Source organism: Mycobacterium sp. E735, from assembly GCF_001666955.1.
Taxonomy (GTDB): Bacteria; Actinomycetota; Actinomycetes; order Mycobacteriales; family Mycobacteriaceae; genus Mycobacterium.
The window spans coordinates 1-18,899 of the sequence record NZ_LZIX01000306.1; the positions used below are offsets into that span (position 1 = coordinate 1).

The window sequence follows — 18,899 nt, forward strand, 5'->3', positions numbered from 1 at the left end:
CCAGATAGACATTTGGGTCGACGACCGGGGCGCGCCGGTTACCCGGCCGAAAATGTCACCGGCCGACGAGGCGGTCGCGATCGCCGTGGCGATCTGGCTCGCCGTGACCCTGCCCGTCGCGGCCTCCTTCGCCGGCGCCCGCTATGCCCTCGACCGAATCCGTTACGCGAGATGGCAACACGACTTCGACCGGCTCGTCGGCCCGCAGTGAGCTGAGGGCGGCGATACGGCGAGCGTGTTGTCGGCCCTCGACAATGGCCCACACCGGCATTGTTCGATCCGGGCAAGCGCCCCGACCGCCACCCGGGTCACCATGGAGTTAAGAGTCGAGGCTCGAACACGGAGATTCGTTGACGCACAGCATATCTGGCGCAACACGGCCCGATCAAGACCTGCCCGGCACGGGCTTCGCGTCGTCAGGGACGGCTGCCACACGACGGCCCGCCCCTGACGACACCCCTACTCGAGGAAGGAAATAACAGATGACCAGTTTCACCCCGGCCTACATCACTTCGCGGCAGCGCCGCCGATTACAGGACGAACTCGCCGCGTTGCGCTCCCAGCGCAGCATCGAAGTCCCCGACGACGCCATGGATTACGGCGGTGACCGCGCGGCGCGCCCCGCGGCGCGGCGGGAACGCATCCGCGAGATCGAAGACCTGTTGGCCACCGCCGCCGTCCGTGACGACCCCGCGCGCGAAAGGATCGCGGGCCCGGGCATGGTGCTGACCATTCGCTACGACGCCAGCGGTGAAACGGAGACGCTGCTGCTCGGCCGCCGCGGCGCCGAGGACGCCGACATCAACGTGTATTCGATGGCGTCGCCGCTGGGCCGGTGCATCGCCGGCGCTCGCCCCGGCGAGCAACGCATCTACGCGATCCCCCACGAGACGGGCCGGCTCGTGACGTTACTCAAGGCGGCTCCCTACCCCGGCCCATCACGCAATGCCAAGGCGCGCAACGCGTCCCGTAGGGGACCATTGATCCTCGCTGACGCATGAGAAAGGAAACGAACATGACCAGCGTGCAACCCACTTGGCTTACGCCGCAGGCCTACGTGCGGCTTCGGCAAGAACTGGCCACCCTGCGCGAACTCTGCGACGGCGACGTGGTCGGCGATGACGCCGATGGGAACGCCGTCGCGGTGCGGCGCGCCTGGCGGCTGCGGATGCAACGGATTCAGGATCTGTTGGCCCACGCCGTAGTCGGCGAGGATCCCCCCGACGACGGAATCGCCGAACCCGGCATGGTTTTGACGGTGCGCTACGACGACACCGGCGACATCGAGACCTTCCTGCTGGGTGCCCGCGGCGCCGAGCACGGCGACGTGGAGGTCTACTCGACCAATTCCCCGCTCGGCTCCGCGATCGCGGGCGCACGTCCCGGTGAGCGGCGCGCCTACCTACTGCCCAGCGGCGTCGGGCTGACCGTCACGCTGCTGGACGCGGTGCCGTACGGGGCCTACCTCGCGAGCACCAACTAGTGCCCGGCATCGGGCGGTTGTGATCACATGCTGTTCGAGCTGATCGACCCGTTGGCAATGATGTTGCTTCTGTTCGCAGCGCTCTTCCTCGTCATGGCGCTCGCGTACGGGCGCATGTGACGGCCGCCGCGGCGTTCCAGACGGATAGGCTGGTGGCCTGGCCGCCGTGCTCATTGGGAGGTAACGACATGCCCGCACCGTCAGCCGAGGTGTTCGACCGCTTGCGTCAGCTGGCCGCGATCAAGGATCTCGCCGCGCGCCCGACGAAGACGATCGACGAGGTCTTCACCGGTAAACCCCTGACCACGATCCCGATCGGGACGGCCGACGACGTCGAGGCGGCGTTCGCCGAAGCGCGCGCGGCGCAGATCGAGTGGGCGGCGCGTCCCGTCGCCGAGCGCATCGACGTCATCAGCCGCTATCGCGACCTGGTGGTCGAGCACCGCGAGTTCCTGATGGACCTGCTGCAGGCCGAGGCCGGCAAGGCCCGCTGGGCGGCGCAGGAAGAAATCGTCGACCTGATGGCGAACGCGAACTACTACGTGCGGGTCTCCGCCGACCTGCTCAAGCCGCGCACGGTGCAGTCGCTGCTCCCGGGCGTCGGCAAGACCACGGTCTGTTACCAGCCCAAGGGCGTCGTCGGGGTCATTTCGCCGTGGAACTACCCGATGACGCTGACGGCGTCGGATTCGGTGCCCGCACTGCTGGCCGGCAACGCGGTGGTACTCAAGCCGGACAGCCAGACCCCGTATTGCGCGCTGGCCTGCGCCGAGCTGCTCTATCAGGCCGGCCTGCCGCGCGCGCTCTACGCGATCGTCCCCGGGCCGGGTTCGGTGGTCGGCACGGCGATCATCGACAACTGCGACTACTTGATGTTCACCGGCTCGACCGCCACCGGCAGGCAACTCGCCGAGCACGCGGGCCGCCGGCTGATCGGCTTCTCCGCCGAGCTCGGGGGCAAGAACGCGATGATCGTCACGCGGGGCGCCAACCTCGACAAGGCCGCCAAGGCGGCCACCCGGGCATGCTTTTCCAACGCGGGCCAGCTGTGCATCTCCATCGAACGGATCTATGTCGAGAAGGACATCGCCGACGAATTCGTAGGCAAGTTCGGCGCCGCGGTGCGGAGCATGAAGCTGGGGACCGCCTATGACTTCTCGGTGGACATGGGCAGCTTGATCTCCGGGGGGCAGCTGGACACCGTGACGGACCACGTGGACGACGCAAAGGCCAAGGGCGCCAAGGTGGTTGCTGGCGGCAAAGCCCGACCCGACATCGGGCCGCTGTTCTACGAGCCGACGGTGCTCACCGACGTAACGCCCGAGATGGAGTGCGCGGCCAACGAGACGTTCGGGCCGGTGGTGTCGATCTACCCGGTCGCCGACGTCGACGAGGCGGTCGAGAAGGCCAACGACACCGAGTACGGGCTCAACGCCAGCGTGTTCGCCGGCTCCTCCGCGGAGGGCCAGCAGATCGCCGCCCGGCTGCGCTCGGGGACCGTGAACGTCAACGAGGGTTACGCGTTCGCCTGGGGCAGCCTCAGCGCGCCGATGGGCGGGATGGGCCAGTCCGGGGTGGGCCGGCGGCACGGTCCCGAGGGACTGCTGAAGTACACCGAATCGCAGACGATCGCAACCGCCCGCGTGTTCAATCTCGATCCGCCCCTTGGCATTCCGAGCACGCTGTGGCAGAAGTCGCTGGTTCCTGTGGTGCGTGCGGTGATGAGGCTTCCCGGGCGGAACTGACTGCGACGTCTTCCGGCGGGGGCCGGATCTAGAGTTACGCCGCCCATCCGCGTTACGCTCCTCGATGTAGCGTCACATCGCACGTCAGGAGTTCGCTATGAAGGCCGACGAGAAGCAATATCTGGAAGACGCTCGTCGGCTACGCCAGTACGCCACCTTCGAGAAGTTCTCGGATGCCGAACTGCAGCGCCTCGCCCGGGTGGCTCACCGCACTTCGACGTCGGCCCCGTTGCCGCTGATTCACGAGCAGACGCCCTCGGACTCCTGCTACATCCTGCTCAGCGGAGAGGTGGGCGTCTACGCGGGCCGGGACCGCATCGCCGTGCTCGGGCCGGGTGAGGTGATCGGCGAATCGGCGCTGCACCGGGGCAAACTGCGTTCCGCGACCGTGACGACGATGGGGCCGGCGGAGGTCTTGCGCATCGAACGCGACGAACTCACCAAAGCGCTCGACGAGATACCCGCGCTTCGCGAAATCATCGACGCCTCCGTCGCGCGACATGTGCCCGTAGACCTGCCGCCGAAGCCGAAACCGCCGCGCACCAAGTTGGGCGCCTCAATCCACACCGAGCTGGTCGAGCGGTTCGAGCAGGCCGCCGACGCGGCCGGCGTGGAGGTCGCGACCGCGCTCGAAGACGCGATGACCCAATGGATCGAACGGAACAGCACTTCGTAGCGATCGCGCCCGCACCCGTTGTCACGGTCTACTACCGCGCGTAGTATTCGGGCTATCCCACCGTGCACAAGGAGGTGCAATGTGAGGTGGAGTTTCGCCCAGATCGGGCTGCTGATCATCTGCGCTTTCCATGTCGTCCAGGCGGTGGCCGGCCTCGTCATCAATCCCAGCTTCGCCACGGGGCCAACGGCGCCGACCGTTCAACTGCTCGGCATGGATTACAACGGCTGGCACGCCGTCGCCGGCCTCGCCCTGTTCGCCCCGGGTCTGGTGTTCGCGATGCGCAAGTCGTGGGCCGTGCTCTATCTGTTGATCGCCGCGATAGCCGGTGCGCTGCCGGGCATTTGGGCCTTCTTTTCGCACCAGGTCGCCTTCGTCTTCACCTTCCCCAACAACGTCACCGACGGCGTCGTGCACCTGGTGACCGCCGCGGTGATGGTCGCGGTGGCGGCGGTGCAGATCCGGCTGGACGGTGGGCTGAAGAATTCCCTCGCCGATCTCCGGAAGGTGTCCTAGCTCGAACGTTCCGTGAACAGCCCATTGAGCTCGTCGAAGCCGCTGGCTCCTGCCAGTCCCCCAAAGGACCCGTCCTCGATCAGCTTTCGCGCGGCGGCCAGGAACGCACCCCACGCGACCCGGCTGAAGGCCGAGCCCACGCTGATCCGTCGCACCCCTAGCTGCGCGAGATCGGTCACGGTCGACCCCGTGTCGGACGACACCAGAACGTTGACCGGATACGGCCGCACCGCGTCGACGAGGGCCGCGATGTCCTCTTTCTTACGAATGCCGGGTGCGAAGAGCACCTCGGCTCCCGCCTCGGCGTAGGCCTGCAGCCGCCTGATGGCCTCGGCGAGCGGATCGGGGTGGCCGTAGAGGAAGCACTCCGCGCGGCCGGCCAACATGACGTCGGCGCCCGAGTCGTCGATCGCCGAACGCGCGGCGCGAACGCGATCGGTGGCCTCGGCCAGTCCGAAGAGCGGCGCCCGGTCGCTGCCCGTGCCGTCCTCGATGGAGAGCCCGGCCACGCCGGTGGCCACGCAGCGCGCCACATTGTCGGCGAGCTCCCCGGCGTCGGTGGCGTAACCGGCCTGGAAGTCCGCGTTGACGGGAACGCTGACCGCGGCCACGATTTCGGCGATGTTGTCCAGTGCGTCGTCGACGGAGAGGGCGGTCACCGTGTCCGGCAGACCGCGCGCGAAGCACAGGCCGGCGCTCGTCGTGGCCAGCGCCGGGAAGCCGAGCCGGGCGAGCGAGATCGCGGAGCCGGCGTCCCACGGATTCGGGATGACGAAACACCCCTCTTGATGGAGCCGGCGAAATTGCGCTACGACGTCGCGGTGTGAGTCCACCACCCGATTATGCTCGCGCCGGTCCGAACCCACCGCCGCTCGATCCGACTTGGACGCGGAAGCGGTTGTGCGCCTTGATATTCGATTTGGCTCACGTGACCCGAGCCCGAGTCAACGGGCGGGGCCCGGGAACGCGACGGCGGTCGTCGGCGCGCCGGGACTTACACCCACCGGACCGCGGGGGCCTTCGCCAAGGCGACCGGCCGCAAACGCGGCACCCTGGTCGATCATCGCCGTGTTGGTCGAGTACGTGTCGTGCGCGGCGAAATTCATTCCCTCGGAGCAGATCGGGTCCCCCGGAGCGCATACCTGGATGGTTTTGGCCTGATAGAGCGGGCCGATGACGACCGGTGGCTCGCCGAAGAAGCTCATCGCCTTGTCGCTGGGCAATGCGAACAGCACGACCGAGGAGATGTGGTTGGCCACCTCGGGGTCCATCGGTTTGGGTACGCTCGCCGGATCGATCCCGACCGGTACCGCGGCCGACGTCACGAAGCCCATCACGGCGGCCCCCTGGGAATAGCCGCTGAGCACCATCTTGGTGTTGGGGCAGTCGCGGGCCATCGAGACGACGTGGGCGCCCGCGTCCCTGACGCCCGCCTCCCCCGCGCTTGTCCAGTCATGGGTGGCGGGGTAGTCGACGGGATACACGTCGAGCGAATTGGCGCCGAGGCGCGGGCGCACGGAATCGACGAATGCCTGTCCGGTCGGCCCAAGACCCGGAGGGTCGTCGGTACCGCGGGCGAACACCACCTGGACGTCCGGACACGGCCCGGCGGAGGCGACCGGGATCGCGGAAGCAAGGACCGAAGCGCCAGCGCTTGACACCCCGACCACCGCACAACCGAGGAAGCGGGAAAAGCGACGCGCAATCATGGCGCTGTGTGCCCAACGCATGCCACTTCTAAACCATGAATTTTCGCCCGCTGGTCGCCTACTTGGCCGCTGCGGTCTAGCTGTCCGGCTGCCCGGCGTCAGCTATGGAACCCAGCCGCTCGCTCACCCGGGCCAGCGCCGCGTCGAAGATCTCCACCTTTTCGCCGCGCTTCTCGCTGGCCGGCTGGACCGCGCCGCGGGCGCCTTCGGCCTCCACCCGGGCCGCACCCTGCCGCCGCAACAAGCTGAAGTTCTTCTCCCGCGCTTGCCTGAGGCGGCTCTGCAAGTCCTTCAGCGACTGCTCGTCCATGCGCGTCAGGGCCTCGGGGTGACTCTCGCCGATCAAGGAACTTTCCTGCTGGGTCAGGTTCACGTGGCTGCTCACTCCTAGATTCATAGCCCGAACCGGGCACACCGACGCGTCGAACGTCGGACGTCACGCCGAACCGTCACGCCCGGGCCATCTCGGGTTCACGTCGCGTCGACGGTGCGCGGCGCGGGTAGTCCTTCGGTCGACGAAGGGAGTTGCGATGGGCAAGCATTCGAAGAAGGACGACGACGGGCCGAACGGTGACCCCCCGGGTCCGGCGGATCACGGCCGCGAGGGCGGGATGGCGACCCGTGAGAATGCGCCGGAACTCACCGAGCCCGACCGCGAGGACTGAAAGCGTGCGAGCATGACAGCTTAGGAAACGGACCCGTTTCCAAAGGTCAGGACTGCCGGTAGCCGAGATGCCCCCGTCACGACGAAAATGGATAGATGCCACCTGAACAGGCGCCGCCCCCGCCTAAGTCGGCGCCGGGCTGGTATCCCGATCCCGCGGGGGTGGGCCACGGGCTGCAACGGTATTTCGACGGCACCAACTGGACCACCGAGTGGGCGTTCTCCACCGAACCGCCGAAGAAGGACTCCCCCGGCGGGAAGGCGGCCCTGGCCCTGGCGGCGCTGGGCGCCCTGGTCCTCCTCGTCATCGTCGGCAAGAGCTGGGTTTTCGACCCGAAGAAGGACGGTCAATCGCCCCCTCCGAGCAGTTCGGCCGCGGCGGGACCGCCGGAATCGACCGCGGCCGCGCCGTCGACACCGGCCGGTCCCAAGAAGCCCGATGGCGTCACCTTCACCACCACCCCGGGCCCGGACGGCGACGTGGTCGACGCGCGATTTGCCATCCGCGACAACTACACCGAGCAGATGATCAAGGACGGCGCCCGGACGGACACTATCGACATCCTCAGATACGCCAGGGCGACCTATCCCGACGCGTCCGCGGTGAACGTGCAGGGCACCTTCCCGATGACCGACCCGTACGGCAACACCGCGACGCACGTCGCGATCGACCTCACGTATTCGCGGGCAACGCTGAACAAGATCAACTTCGACGGCATCACCAAAGCCAGCATCTGGGAGATTCGGGATTCGGGCACCATTCTCCCGGCTTTCCAGTAGTCGGCCGGGGCGCGGATAATCGCCTCGTGCCCACCGAACCCCCAACCCGGCCGCCGGCCTCGCCGAAGCCCCCGCGGGCGCGCGTCACGCCCGAGGATCTGGAGAGGTTCGGTGACGAGGAGCAGATGCGCGCGGCGTCGGACGAGGGCCGGCTCCGCGACGAGCGACCGCCGCATCACGGCTAGCCCACCGCTTCTGGCTCAGCCGGCGGCGACGCGGTCGACGTGGGCGAGGAAGTGCGTCACCACCGCGTCGGGCGCCTCGATCTGTGGCCAGTGCCCGATGTCGTCGGCGAGCATCACCACGTCGGGTTCGGGAATGACCTCGGCGTAGCGGCGCGCCATGTGGGCCCCGGAGTTGGGGTCGATCGGCCCGTCGATCAACCGCATCGGAACCGCGGTCTGCCGCATGGCGCGCACCCAGCGGTTGCGGTGGGTGTAGCGATCGTTGATGAACCGGCCGACCTTGTGCAGGACGCGGCGGCCGTCGTTGTAGTCCAGGATCTGGTTGAACACCTCCATCATGTGCCGGGTCGGCTTGGTGTTCGGACCGAACATCTCGCGCAGCGTCGGTTCCAGCAGCCGACGGGACACGGGACTGTTCTGGACGCGACTCAAGACGTCGCCCAACGGGGTGCCGGACATCAGCTTCTGCGCCGTCCTGGGCGTGTAGGCCTCGATGAACATTCCACCGTTGAGCCACGTGATCGAATCGATGCGCAGCGCGCCGTAGCTTTGCTGACCGAACTCGTGCCGAGCCAGCATCTCCTGGCCCACCGAATCGCCGATGTCATGGGCCAGGATGTGCGCGTTGCCGACGTTGAGGTGCGCCAGCAAAGCCTCATGCATGTCGGCATGGTCGGTCACCGCGTATTGGTAGGCCACCGGCTTCTCGGAAAACCCCATGCCGATCATGTCGGGCGCGATGACGGTGAACCGTTGCGTGAGTTTCGGCCAGATCGATGCCCAGTCAAAGGAATTGAACGGATACCCGTGGATCAGCAGCAGCGGGGGTCCGCTGCCCTCGACGCGGTAGAAGATGTTGAAGCCCAGGTAGTCGAAGTATTCGCCGGCGGCCAGCCAGCCTCCCAGTTCAGCGTCCATGACGTCATCATCCTTGGCGCCTAGGGCGTTCGCCCGACCTTCTCCGCATTTACGGCGTGGAATGTTGCCACAGCAAAGCATCAGCGGAACGGTCGCCTGCCGGCGCCGCCTCGCGCCTCAGCGGTCGCCGACCGGTCACTGTGAAGATTTGCTACGTCCGTGTCAAGGCCTTGTTAATGACGACGCACACCCGCCGTCGAACCCGCACCGTAGGAGTACGGCACGCCTTCTGCCGGAACACGATGTGAAAGGAAGCATGTGTTCAAGCCTCTTGTTCCCGCGGTGATCCTTGCTGTTTGTGCCGTCGGACTGGCCGCGCCGGCACAGGCCCAGGGCGGCTTCATCGTGATCGCGGGGTCGGACTCCACCCACGCCGTCGATGTCACCGTCGGCGGCAGTCACGCCAGCCTGGCTGACGTCGAGTCGTACGCGGTCAGCCATTGCGCCGAGAAGCACGGCGCAACCGATTGCCACGTTCTCGCCGAAGGCCGCGGCGGCTGTGTGGCCCTCTCCGACAACGGTCACGGCTTGGTCGGGGGCTGGGGTCCCACCCGCAATGCCGCCGGTGCCGCGGCGGCGGCCAAGGTGGCGTCGGGACAGCCGAACGTCGACGGCACCCGCTGCGTCGTCGACCCGGACCTGATCTCCACCGGGAGTTTCTCGTTCGTGGCCACGCAGTAGCCGCCTCATTTACCAGCCCCACTCGTCATCGTCGAGGACGTCCACGGTGACGGCATTGTCCGCGGGCCTCTTCGTCCCATAGAGGAACGTGAGCAGAGTCTGGTCATCGCCCAGCGGTTCGGTGGCGACGACGGTGGCGTGCCCGATCTTCATCCGGATCCGGTCGCCGGGCTTGAGTTCGTCGACGCGCTTAAGCGGCACGCTCACCCATCAACGCCGCGCACGGTTTTGTCCCCACAGTTGCCATCATCCACGCGGCAACCGAATTCGTCCGGCGAGGGTTGACGAAACGGAGTGGCTGACTCCTGATGTGTTGTCGGGCTGTCAGGATTTGAACCTGCGACCACCTGACCCCCAGACGTAACGGCAGTATCCGTAGGCGTCTGGGGGCGTATTACTTAAGCGTTGTGCCACAACGGATTAACGTTTCCAAGCACAGCTACGAACAAGCACGGAAATTCACGGTCAAATTACCGAATGGCGGTACGGGCACCTTGCACGCCGAGGTGCGTTCGCGACTCGCGTCGGACGACGCTCGACGTCGCCGCGACCGCTTTGAGACTGATGCGAAAGTGGGCGTCGGGCAGTCTGGCGCGAGACGGACCGCACCGAGGGTCTCGACGAACTACTGCCCTCGCAGCGACGCGGACGTCAGGCGACAATCCGTATGACCTCGCCGGGCAGCAGGGATGATGAGCTGCGAGGAAACCATTGTGCGTTGACGAGCTCAGCGTCATGGTCATACACTTTAGGCGCAATTGTCCGCGCCTTGGCCCGTCGGGGCATCAATGGAATGTGAGATATCGCGATGAACGTAAGTAGCGCCGCTGCCAACGTCTTCGAAGCTGGCCTGCCCACGTTCAGCTACGACTTCACCGCCACTCCGCAGGACATCCTCGAAGACGTGCGAATTGCGCAATCGCGTGCGCCCATCGCCATTGGCCCGCTCGGTCCGGAAATACTGACTTACGATTTGGCAAGGGATATCCTGCGCGACAGCAAGTTTCGGTTGCCACCCGGACTCACACTGGCAGCGCAGGGCGTCACCTCAGGTCCGCTCTACGACAAGATGATGAGCAGCCTTCTCGGTCTCGACGGTCCGCCACATACTCGCTTACGCAAGCTGGTGTCCAGGGCGTTCACTCCCCGCTCGACCTCACGCCTTCAGGACACCATCCATGAGGTGGTGAACGAGCTGATCGATCAAGTGGTAGAGGCCGGTCGTTGCGACGTGGTGACCGACATCGCGCGGCCCTATCCCACCCCGATCATGTGTGCGCTGATCGGTGCGCCTCGGGAAGACTGGCATCTTTTCGCACAGTGGACCGACCAGATCTTCAAGGCTTTCAACTTTCAGCCCGACGTCACCTTCGATGAAGCCGCGATCATGCGGTCGTGGAGCGAACTGGACGCCTACGTGGATGACATGGTCGCCACACGCCGGAGGCATCTGACTGATGATCTGTTGTCTGAGCTCATACGCGCCGAAAGCGAGGGCGACAGGCTCAATCTGGATGAGCTGCGCATGCTGGTGGCTGGCTTCTTGATGGCGGGGACGGACACGACGCGAAACCAACTGGCCGCTTCGGTGCAGGTGCTGTGCGAGCATCCGGATCAATGGGCGAAGCTCGGTGAGCAACCAGAGCTTGCGATGCAGGCCGTTGAGGAGAGCATGCGGCACTCGCCCGCGGTCTGTATCGCAGTGCGAGCCGCCACCGAGGATGCCGAGTTCGGTGGTTACACGTTCCCGGCGGGCACCTTGGTCGTCGTAAACACCTTTGCCGCCAACCGTGATCCGGCGATTTATGAGAATGCGGATCGGTTCGACATCGCGCGTAAGGACCTGCCCGCGATTCTGACTTTCGGTGGTGGCGCGCACTACTGTCTGGGGGCGAACCTCGCACGCCGGGAATTGGCGGAAGCACTTATAGTCCTCACCCGACGTCTCACCGCACCCCATCGGACCGCTCCGGCGCCGTGGAAATCCCTGCTCGGTATGACCGGCCCCACGACACTTGAGATCGAGTTCGACAGCGAAATGCTTGTGGCAGCGGATGCGTAGTCGCGGCTGGGCGGGTGTCACACCCGCCTCGGACGAGGAGGCAATCGCCCGCATTCTGGATGCGGTAGACGAGGTGATCGCTGAACACGGATCGGCGATACGGCTTGCCGACGTCGCCCGAAGGCTCGGAGTCACTCGTCAGACGGTATACCGGTACTTTCCCAACGCCGACGCGCTGCTCATCGCCAGCGCGATGCGTGCGGTCAACGGTTTCATCGACCAAGTTGTAGACCACGTCAGCGGCCTCAACGACCCGGTCACTGCGATCGTCGAAATCATCTCGTTCGCAGTGGAGAACCTTACCGGCGATCCGCAGTTGGAGAAGCTACTTACCCGGCCACCCGGGGGCGAAGCTGCCACCTCGCTCACCTCCGATACAGCGATCATTTTCTGCTTGTCGGCCTTCCACCGCCTCGACGTCGATTGGCAGCTTCACGGTTTCGACGCCACCGCGCTCAATGAGCTTGCCGAAATGACCTTGCGCACAGTGCATTCGCTCCTGACCGATCCCGGAAAGCGGCAGCGCGACGGAAGCGCACTGCGCCGCTTTGTTGCGCGATGGCTCGGTCCAGCGATCCTCTATCCACGGATGACGTCCTTGCCGGTCCACGAACGGCACGCATCATCGGATGAGCACATCGACCCGGACAGGTGCGCTGAATCGTGAACTTCGGACGAGAGGCCGCCGACGGTGCCACTATCTGACCGACAGGCTGGCAATTACCCTGCAAGGGCGAGCGATCATCTTTCGCCAATGGCATCGACCGTGTCGGGCAAGGTTGCATTCGTTACCGGCGGGGCGTCCGGCATTGGCGCCGCGTTGGCGACCAACTTGGTCGATGGGGGCGCCGAGGTCTGGATCGCCGATCGTCAGATCGGCCCCGCGCAGGATCTGGCGCAACGCCTCAGCGGGGGTGGCACAAAGGCGCACGCGATTGAGCTGGATGTGCGCTGCTACCCATCGTTTGAGCGTGCCGTCGCCGAGGCGGTAGGGCAGTCCGGGCGGATCGACTACCTGTTTAACAACGCAGGCATTTTGGTTGACCGTGAGGTCGACTCGTACACGCTCGATGACTGGAACGACGTGTTCGATGTGAACCTGCGCGGCGTGGTGCACGGCATCCAGGCGGTCTATCCGATCATGATCGGGCAGCACTCCGGCCACATCGTGAACACAGCCTCGATCGCCGGTCTCGCCACCGGCGCAGTGCCGGCCAGCTACGCCGCCACCAAGCACGCCATTGTCGGGATCTCCAAGTCGTTGCGCATCGAGGCCGAGCGCCACGGCGTGCAGGTATCGGTGCTTTGTCCTGGCATGGTCTCGACTCCGATGGTGCTAACGGACAGACATCGGGGGATGGCACCGGGACCAATACAACGCTTTCTAGAAACTTCAAAACCCGAACGGTTCGCCGAGCGCGCCCTTCGTGCCGTGTTGCGGGGGGACGCGATCATTGTGTTGCCGACGTGGTGGAAGGCATTCTGGTACCTGGAGCGGTTCTCGCCCGCGTTGTCGATGCTCGTCGCAAAAGCCATGCTTAAGCAAAAACGCCGGATGCAGTCCACCGCCGCCTGATCTGCTGTCTCATGGCTAGGCACACCGGGTCTGAAACTCGCGTGGGCCGGTACGGTGGGTGATCTTGCCGCCGGGCATGCAGCCATACGTTTCTGCTAGCCACGCTTCGGGCAAAGTATTCCTGAAGTCGGGCTGACAGGATTTGAACCTGCGACCACTTGACCCCCAGTCAAGTGCGCTACCAAACTGCGCCACAGCCCGGAGCCGCCGGATCACCGGCAGCAGGTCGAAAGCCTACCGCAGCCGACCGGCCACCTTCCTAATCGACCTTCCCCAGCGCGGCGTCCACCCTCTCGACCCAGGCCAACAGGGCCGCGGCGAGCTCGGCTTCGCGGCCGTAGAAGCGCTGCGCCGGCACGGGCACACTGACCGCGACCGTGTCCGCCGTCGCGCCCTTGAGCAGCGCGCCCACCGCGCAGACGCCCTCGGTCTGCTCCTCGCGGTCGTACGCGACGCCCTCGGTCCGCACCCGCTCGAGCTCCTTGCGCAGCGCCGCGGGGCCGCTGATGGTGTTCGGGGTCAGCCGGGCCAGTCGGCTCGGCAGGTGCTCGGGCGGCAGGCCGGCCAGCATGGCCTTGCCGTTGGCGCAGCAGTGCAACGGAAACGACTCACCCACCGCGCTGATCGCCCGCAATCGGTGGGGCGAGACCACCTGGTCCACAAAGGTCGCGCGGTCCCCGTCGAGGATCGACAGGTCGACGGTCTCCCCAAGCTCGCGCGACAGCTCCTCCATGAACGGGTGTACGTCCATTACGACGCCCAGGCGCACGGTGCCGGCCATCCGCGCGATCTCCGGCCCCAGCCGATACCCGCCGCGGCCCCCGCGCGCGGCGACCAGGCCCTCGTCGTCGAGCGCGTTGAGGATCCGGCTGACCGTGGAACGCGCCATGCCCAGCCGGTCGCCGATCTCGGCCTGGCTGAGCCCACCCGGGTGCGCCTGCAGCAGCCGCAGCATCTCCGCCGCGCGGGCGATGACCTGAATCCCGGCCCCGTCGGAACTCACGCCGCCCGGCCCGTCTCGATGCGGTAGCCGCCGGTGGGGTCGACGATCGCCACCAGCCGCACGATGCAGCCGTCGCCGCCGACCCAGCGCCACGGGAACGCCGCGAAGGTGACGCGCTTGCCGGTGACCTGGTCCAGGTCGCCGCCGACGTTCTCGAAGCCGTAGATGCCCTTCGACAGGATCGCGCGGTGGCACGGCTCCCATTCCGGGAAGTCGTCGAGCACCCGGCGGCCGGTTTGCTCCTCGTATTCCCTTACCGCCCAGGGCAATAGCCCGCCGGTGTGTTCGGCGGGTCCGTGTGGCGCGATCGAGGTCGCCATCGGGTGGTCGAGCGCCTGGGTGTCGGTGCCGACGGCCTTGACGCCCTTGGCAGCGAACCACTCGCCGGCCTCCTTGTAGAAACCCGGGGAGTCGGCGTAGTACTCCGCGCTGTCGGCATACTTGTGATGCCAGCCGGTGTTGACGACGACGATGTCGCCGGGCCGGATTTCGGGCGTGGCTCTCTCCAGGTCGTCGGCGGTCACCACGCCCCACTTCTCCTTGGGAATCGACACCACGACCCCGGTGCCGAAGAAGGCGCTCAGCGGGATCTCGTGCAGGAAGGGCGTGCCCTCCACGACGTGCGCGGGCGCATCGATGTGGGTGCCGGAATGCATTACGGTGGTGATCTTTTGGGTCAGCACCCGGCTTTTGGCCATGTTGTGCAGACGATCGATCTTGACGTCCTCGAAGTACGGCCAGGCCGGCACGCCGTGACCCCACGGGTGGGACAGGTCGTAGAACTCCAGCTTCGATTCGGCCTCGCCGAGCGGCCACGTGATGCTCATGTCGGTTCCTTTCAGCACGCCGTGTATCCGCCGTCCAGGTACATCACCTGGCCGGTGTAGAAACTGGACGCGTCGCTCAGCAGATAGATCAGTGCCCCGACGAAGTCCTCCGGTTCGGCGAAGCGGCACAACGGGATTCGCGCGAACATCGCCTCGCGGGTCGCGCGGCCCTTCTCGTCGTCGGCGTACATCCACTCCGTAAGCTCCGAGCGGAAAACCGTTGGGGCGAGCGCGTTCACCCGGATGCCGGCCGGACCCCACTCGGCGGCCAAACTCTTGGCCAGCAGGTCGGTGGCGCCCTTCGACGGGCAGTAGGCGCTGTAGCCCGCGGCGTGCCCCAGGGATCCGCGCACCGACGAAACGAGCACGACGCTGCCGCCGCTCCCCTGCTCGAGCAGGACCCGTCCGGCCGCCTGGCAGACCAGCCAGGCGCCCCGCGCGTTGGCGTCGATCACCTTGTCGAAGTCCTCGACCGCCATCTCGGTGATGGGGGCGACGTGGTTCATGCCCGAGGCGACGAGCACCCCGTCGAGGCGCCCGTGCCGGGCGACCGCCGCCTCCACCATGGCCCGGGCGTCGGCCGGGGTGTCGGGCCGGCGCGCGACCACCGCGGCGTCGTCGATGCCGAGTGCGTCGAGGCCCGCGGCGTTGCCACCGGCCAGCGTCAGCCGGGCGCCGGCTTCGGAGAGCGCCCGGGCCGCGACGCTGCCCAAAGCGCCGGTGGCGCCGGTGATCAAAAGCGACTTGTCCTCGACGCTGAAGCGCGCGGCGGTGGGCGCTTCCTGTGCGATGTTCACCATGCCTCCAATTCCCGCGATACGGGTTGAATCGCCCGTTAGACAAGAAACGTAGGCAGCATCCAGGGTCGAAGTCAACGGACTTCTCCTGTGATGTAGCTTTCAGATTCCGTATCGCGGGATTTTGCGTAGAGTGATATCGCGGGCGCTATCACTTTCGCGAATCGCCGATTGGCCCGGGAGAGACCCGCTCAGCGCCGCTTGGTCCCCCGCTTTTCGCGCACCCGCACGTTGATCCGGATGGGCGAGCCCTCGAACCCGAACGTCTCGCGCAGCCGCCGCTCCAGGAAGCGCCGGTACCCGGCCTCCAGGAAGCCGGTGGTGAACAGCACGAACGTCGGCGGGCGGGCGGTGGCCTGGGTGGCGAACAGGATGCGCGGCTGCTTGCCCCCGCGCACCGGCGGCGGCGTCGCCGCCACCACCTCCTTGAGCCACGAATTCAGCGGGCCCGTCGGGATGCGCATGTCCCACGAGGCCAACGCCGTCTCCATCGCGGGCACCAGCTTCTGCACCGCGCGGCCCGTCCGGGCCGAGATGTTGACCCGTTGCGCCCACCGCAGCTGCACCAGCTCGCGGTCGATCTCACGCTCCAATAGCTCGCGCCGGTCCTCGTCCACCAGGTCCCACTTGTTGAACGCCAGCACCAACGCACGGCCGGCCTCGATCACCATGGACAGCACCCGCTGGTCCTGTTCGGTCAGCGGCTCCGAGGCGTCGATCAGCACGACCACCACCTCGGCCGAGTCGATGGCCGAGTGGGTGCGCACCGAGGCGTAGAACTCGTGACCGCTGGCCTGGCCCACCTTGCGCCGCAGGCCCGCGGTGTCGACGAACCGCCATACCTTGCCGCCCAATTCGATCAGCGAGTCCACCGGGTCGACCGTGGTCCCCGCGACATCGTGCACCACCGACCGCTGATCGCCCGCCAGCTTGTTCAGCAGCGAGCTCTTGCCCACATTGGGCTTGCCGACCAGCGCCACCCGGCGCGGGCCGCCCGGCGCGGGCGCCGCCTCGGACACCTCCGGCAGTGCGGCCAGCACCTCGTCGAGCAGGTCGGCGACCCCGCGGCCGTGGATCGCGCTGATGGCGTGCGGCTCGCCGAGCCCCAGCGACCACAGCGCCGCCGCGTCCGCCTCACCCTTTTCGCTGTCAACCTTGTTGGCGGCCAAAAAGACTGGCTTGCCCGAGCGCAACAGGATCCGGGCGGCCGCCTCGTCGGCCGCCGTTGCGCCGACGGTCGCGTCGACCACCAGGATCACCGCGTCGGCGGTGCGCATCGCCACCGACGCCTGCTCGGCCACCAGCTGCTGCAGGCCCTTGGCATCGGGCTCCCAGCCGCCGGTGTCCTGCACGACGAACCGGCGGCCGGTCCACAGCGCGTCGTAGGACACCCGGTCGCGGGTCACGCCCGGGATGTCCTGCACCACCGCCTCGCGCCGGCCCAGGATCCGGTTCACCAGGGTCGACTTGCCGACGTTGGGCCGTCCGACCACCGCCACGACGGGGGCGGGGCCCGCCTCGGCCTGCTCCTCGAGCTCGGATTCGACCGACTCCCAATCGCTTTCGTCGGTCCAGGTGCCGTCCTGGGTCATCGGACCGCCCCGCTTCGCTGCTTGACCAGCTCCAGCAGGTGATCGATCACCTGCGCCTCGGTCATCTCGCTGGTGTCGACGACCACGGCATCCGGGGCGGCGCGCAGCGGCGACACCGCGCGGGTGGAATCCAGATGGTCGCGGCGGCGCACATCGGCGAGCACCGCGTCGTAGTCGTCGGCCAACCCGGCCGCGACGTTCTGGTCGTTGCGCCGCCGCGCGCGGGTTTCGGCCGACGCGGTCAGGAAGATCTTCACCGGCGCGTCGGGCAGGACGACGGTCCCGATGTCGCGGCCCTCGACCACGACGCAGCCGGGGCCGCCGGCCATTTCACGCTGCAACGCCACCAGCCGGGTCCGCACGGCGGGGACCGACGACACCGCCGACACCGCACCGGTGACCCGGTCACCGCGGATCTCGGCCGAGACATCCTCTCCCCCAAGAAAAAACACATCACCATCGGGCTGGTAGTCCACCGACATCCGCACGGTTTCCGCGACCCGCGCCACCGCGTCGGCGTCGGCGGGATCGATACCGGCACGCAGCACCGCGAGGGTCACCATCCGGTACATCCCGCCGGTGTCCAGGTAGCGGGCCCGCAACGCGCGCGCTAATTGCTTTGACACCGAAGACTTTCCGGTTCCCGCGGGCCCGTCGATGGCCACCACCACATCTGAGCTCACAACCCGACCGCCTTGTACAGCTGGCCGATCTCGCCATGGCTCAAGGCCCGGATGCTGCCGGGGCGTTGCTTGCCCAACGACAACGGCCCGATGTCGGTGCGCACCAGCGCCTCCACCGGGAACCCGGCGGCGCCCAGCAGCCGGCGCACGATGCGGTTGCGGCCCTCGTGCAACACCACCCGCACCAGCGTCTTGCCCGGAATGGCGTCCATCACCGCGAAATCGTCGACGCGCGCGGGGCCGTCATCCAATTCGATTCCCGCCTTCAGTGTCTTGCCCACGCCGCGCGGCACCGTCCCGGTCACGGTCGCCAGGTACGTCTTGGGCACCTCGTGCGAGGGGTGCATCAACCGGTGCGCCAGCTCGCCGTCGTTGGTCAGCAGGATCAGCCCCTCGGTGTCGGCGTCCAGCCGGCCGACGTGGAAGAGGTTCTTGTTGCCGCGCACCCGGCGTTCCACCAGGTCGCCGATGCACGGGCGGCCGCGGTCGTCCGACATGGTGGAGTGCATGCCCCGCGGCTTGTTCAGCGCGAAATAGACCAGCGACTCGTCGAGGACCACCCTGGCGCCGTCGACCTTGATCACCGAGGCGTCCGGGTCCACCCGGGTGCCGAGTTCGGTCACCACCCGCCCATCGACCTCGACGCGGCCGTCGATGATCATCTTCTCGGCGGCCCGCCGCGACGCAATTCCGGCCTGGGACAACACCTTCTGCAGGCGGATCCCTTCGGTCTCGACCATCAATCCTGGTCCACGTCGAACGTCAGCGCCTGGTCGGGCGCCTGACCGCCGGCGAGTTTGATGAAACGTGGCTCGCTGTCCAGGGATTCGCTCAGGTCCTCGATCGTGTCGACGTCCGGCAGCAGCGGAGCGATGTCGGGCAGGTCGGCGAGCGACGTCAGGCCCAACCGCTCCAGGAACAGGTCGGTGGTGGCGAACGTGACCGCGCCGGTGTCGTCGTCGACCCCGGCCTCGGTGATCAGGCCGCGCGCCAGCAGCGTGC

General features: G+C 67.0%; 24 protein-coding genes, 1 tRNA gene and 1 pseudogene. 13 read left to right on the forward strand and 13 right to left on the reverse strand.

Annotation, left to right across the window (positions count from 1 at the left end; all coding sequences use genetic code 11):
- From A5704_RS25180 to A5704_RS25205, 6 genes and pseudogenes are all read left to right on the forward strand, one after another.
- Positions 1-211: pseudogene (locus A5704_RS25180) on the forward strand (hypothetical protein); the annotation flags it as partial.
- Positions 212-482: 271 nt separating this feature from the next.
- On the forward strand, positions 483-1,001 hold the full coding sequence (locus A5704_RS25185; protein WP_067891696.1) for a GreA/GreB family elongation factor: 519 nt from the start codon (positions 483-485) through the stop codon (positions 999-1,001).
- Between the two features lie 14 nt (positions 1,002-1,015).
- Positions 1,016-1,483: a GreA/GreB family elongation factor gene (locus tag A5704_RS25190; RefSeq protein ID WP_067891697.1), complete on the forward strand. Its 468-nt coding sequence runs from the start codon at positions 1,016-1,018 to the stop codon at positions 1,481-1,483.
- Between the two features lie 188 nt (positions 1,484-1,671).
- Entirely contained in the window at positions 1,672-3,228 is a 1,557-nt protein-coding gene (locus A5704_RS25195; RefSeq protein WP_067750417.1) for a succinic semialdehyde dehydrogenase, read from the forward strand.
- Between the two features lie 97 nt (positions 3,229-3,325).
- The gene (locus tag A5704_RS25200) at positions 3,326-3,904 is read left to right on the forward strand and encodes a cyclic nucleotide-binding domain-containing protein (RefSeq protein ID WP_067750416.1); all 579 of its coding nucleotides are present in this window, start codon (positions 3,326-3,328) and stop codon (positions 3,902-3,904) included.
- 81 nt (positions 3,905-3,985) lie between these two features.
- On the forward strand, positions 3,986-4,420 hold the full coding sequence (locus A5704_RS25205) for a DUF4383 domain-containing protein (RefSeq protein ID WP_067750414.1): 435 nt from the start codon (positions 3,986-3,988) through the stop codon (positions 4,418-4,420).
- Here A5704_RS25205 and A5704_RS25210 read toward each other — a convergent pair.
- The 3 genes from A5704_RS25210 to A5704_RS25220 form a co-directional block, all read right to left on the reverse strand.
- A complete protein-coding gene (locus A5704_RS25210; RefSeq protein WP_067891702.1) occupies positions 4,417-5,253 on the reverse strand; it encodes an isocitrate lyase/phosphoenolpyruvate mutase family protein in 837 nt (278 codons plus the stop codon). The genes A5704_RS25205 and A5704_RS25210 overlap by 4 nt on opposite strands.
- A 111-nt stretch (positions 5,254-5,364) precedes the next feature.
- Positions 5,365-6,129 carry a cutinase family protein gene (locus tag A5704_RS25215; RefSeq protein WP_067891698.1) on the reverse strand — a complete coding sequence of 255 codons (765 nt, stop codon included), beginning with the start codon at positions 6,127-6,129 and terminating at the stop codon, positions 5,365-5,367.
- 76 nt (positions 6,130-6,205) lie between these two features.
- Positions 6,206-6,514: a hypothetical protein gene (locus A5704_RS25220; protein WP_231969347.1), complete on the reverse strand. Its 309-nt coding sequence runs from the start codon at positions 6,512-6,514 to the stop codon at positions 6,206-6,208.
- Positions 6,515-6,659: 145 nt separating this feature from the next.
- Between A5704_RS25220 and A5704_RS29595 the strand changes: the two genes are divergently transcribed.
- The 3 genes from A5704_RS29595 (at position 6,660) to A5704_RS28975 (ending at position 7,758) form a co-directional block, all read left to right on the forward strand.
- Positions 6,660-6,794 carry a hypothetical protein gene (locus A5704_RS29595; protein WP_255369262.1) on the forward strand — a complete coding sequence of 45 codons (135 nt, stop codon included), beginning with the start codon at positions 6,660-6,662 and terminating at the stop codon, positions 6,792-6,794.
- 95 nt (positions 6,795-6,889) lie between these two features.
- Positions 6,890-7,573 carry a DUF2510 domain-containing protein gene (locus tag A5704_RS25225; RefSeq protein ID WP_067784235.1) on the forward strand — a complete coding sequence of 228 codons (684 nt, stop codon included), beginning with the start codon at positions 6,890-6,892 and terminating at the stop codon, positions 7,571-7,573.
- A gap of 26 nt (positions 7,574-7,599) precedes the next feature.
- On the forward strand, positions 7,600-7,758 hold the full coding sequence (locus A5704_RS28975) for a hypothetical protein (RefSeq protein ID WP_197499177.1): 159 nt from the start codon (positions 7,600-7,602) through the stop codon (positions 7,756-7,758).
- 15 nt (positions 7,759-7,773) lie between these two features.
- Here the strand turns inward: A5704_RS28975 and A5704_RS25230 are convergent, their stop codons facing one another.
- Complete coding sequence (locus A5704_RS25230; RefSeq protein ID WP_067750403.1) at positions 7,774-8,676, reverse strand: alpha/beta fold hydrolase; 903 nt, start codon at positions 8,674-8,676, stop codon at positions 7,774-7,776.
- Positions 8,677-8,934: 258 nt separating this feature from the next.
- Here A5704_RS25230 and A5704_RS25235 point away from each other — a divergent pair, with 258 nt between their 5' ends.
- Positions 8,935-9,357 (forward strand): DUF4189 domain-containing protein, encoded by a 423-nt coding sequence (locus A5704_RS25235; RefSeq protein WP_067750401.1) that lies wholly within the window; start codon positions 8,935-8,937, stop codon positions 9,355-9,357.
- Between the two features lie 9 nt (positions 9,358-9,366).
- On the opposite strand, the gene A5704_RS25240 is transcribed toward A5704_RS25235, so the two are convergent.
- Positions 9,367-9,564, reverse strand: a complete 198-nt coding sequence (locus tag A5704_RS25240; protein WP_067750399.1) for a hypothetical protein — start codon at positions 9,562-9,564, stop codon at positions 9,367-9,369.
- Positions 9,565-10,165: 601 nt separating this feature from the next.
- Here A5704_RS25240 and A5704_RS25245 point away from each other — a divergent pair.
- From A5704_RS25245 to A5704_RS25255, 3 genes are all read left to right on the forward strand, one after another.
- Positions 10,166-11,419: a cytochrome P450 gene (locus A5704_RS25245; RefSeq protein ID WP_067750395.1), complete on the forward strand. Its 1,254-nt coding sequence runs from the start codon at positions 10,166-10,168 to the stop codon at positions 11,417-11,419.
- Positions 11,412-12,086, forward strand: a complete 675-nt coding sequence (locus tag A5704_RS25250; protein WP_067750393.1) for a TetR/AcrR family transcriptional regulator — start codon at positions 11,412-11,414, stop codon at positions 12,084-12,086. Before A5704_RS25245 ends, A5704_RS25250 begins: the two co-directional genes overlap by 8 nt.
- Positions 12,087-12,173: 87 nt before the next feature.
- A complete protein-coding gene (locus A5704_RS25255) occupies positions 12,174-12,995 on the forward strand; it encodes an SDR family oxidoreductase (RefSeq protein ID WP_067750391.1) in 822 nt (273 codons plus the stop codon).
- Between the two features lie 127 nt (positions 12,996-13,122).
- Here the strand turns inward: A5704_RS25255 and A5704_RS25260 are convergent.
- The 8 genes from A5704_RS25260 to A5704_RS25295 form a co-directional block, all read right to left on the reverse strand.
- A tRNA-Pro gene (locus A5704_RS25260) sits at positions 13,123-13,196 on the reverse strand.
- Between the two features lie 58 nt (positions 13,197-13,254).
- Complete coding sequence (locus tag A5704_RS25265) at positions 13,255-13,998, reverse strand: IclR family transcriptional regulator (RefSeq protein WP_067750389.1); 744 nt, start codon at positions 13,996-13,998, stop codon at positions 13,255-13,257.
- On the reverse strand, positions 13,995-14,825 hold the full coding sequence (locus A5704_RS25270) for a cyclase family protein (protein ID WP_067891703.1): 831 nt from the start codon (positions 14,823-14,825) through the stop codon (positions 13,995-13,997). Before A5704_RS25270 ends, A5704_RS25265 begins: the two co-directional genes overlap by 4 nt.
- An 11-nt stretch (positions 14,826-14,836) precedes the next feature.
- Positions 14,837-15,622: an SDR family NAD(P)-dependent oxidoreductase gene (locus A5704_RS25275; protein WP_369828502.1), complete on the reverse strand. Its 786-nt coding sequence runs from the start codon at positions 15,620-15,622 to the stop codon at positions 14,837-14,839.
- Between the two features lie 191 nt (positions 15,623-15,813).
- On the reverse strand, positions 15,814-17,214 hold the full coding sequence (der, locus tag A5704_RS25280; protein WP_067750385.1) for a ribosome biogenesis GTPase Der: 1,401 nt from the start codon (positions 17,212-17,214) through the stop codon (positions 15,814-15,816).
- Positions 17,211-17,897 (reverse strand): (d)CMP kinase, encoded by a 687-nt coding sequence (gene cmk, locus A5704_RS25285; protein WP_067784239.1) that lies wholly within the window; start codon positions 17,895-17,897, stop codon positions 17,211-17,213. The genes der and cmk overlap by 4 nt, the downstream gene beginning before the upstream one ends.
- Positions 17,894-18,637: a pseudouridine synthase gene (locus A5704_RS25290; protein WP_067750383.1), complete on the reverse strand. Its 744-nt coding sequence runs from the start codon at positions 18,635-18,637 to the stop codon at positions 17,894-17,896. Before A5704_RS25290 ends, cmk begins: the two co-directional genes overlap by 4 nt.
- Positions 18,637-18,899 (reverse strand): SMC-Scp complex subunit ScpB (locus A5704_RS25295; protein ID WP_197508479.1); only part of this gene is annotated, 263 nt, incomplete at its 5' end. The genes A5704_RS25290 and A5704_RS25295, both read right to left, overlap by 1 nt.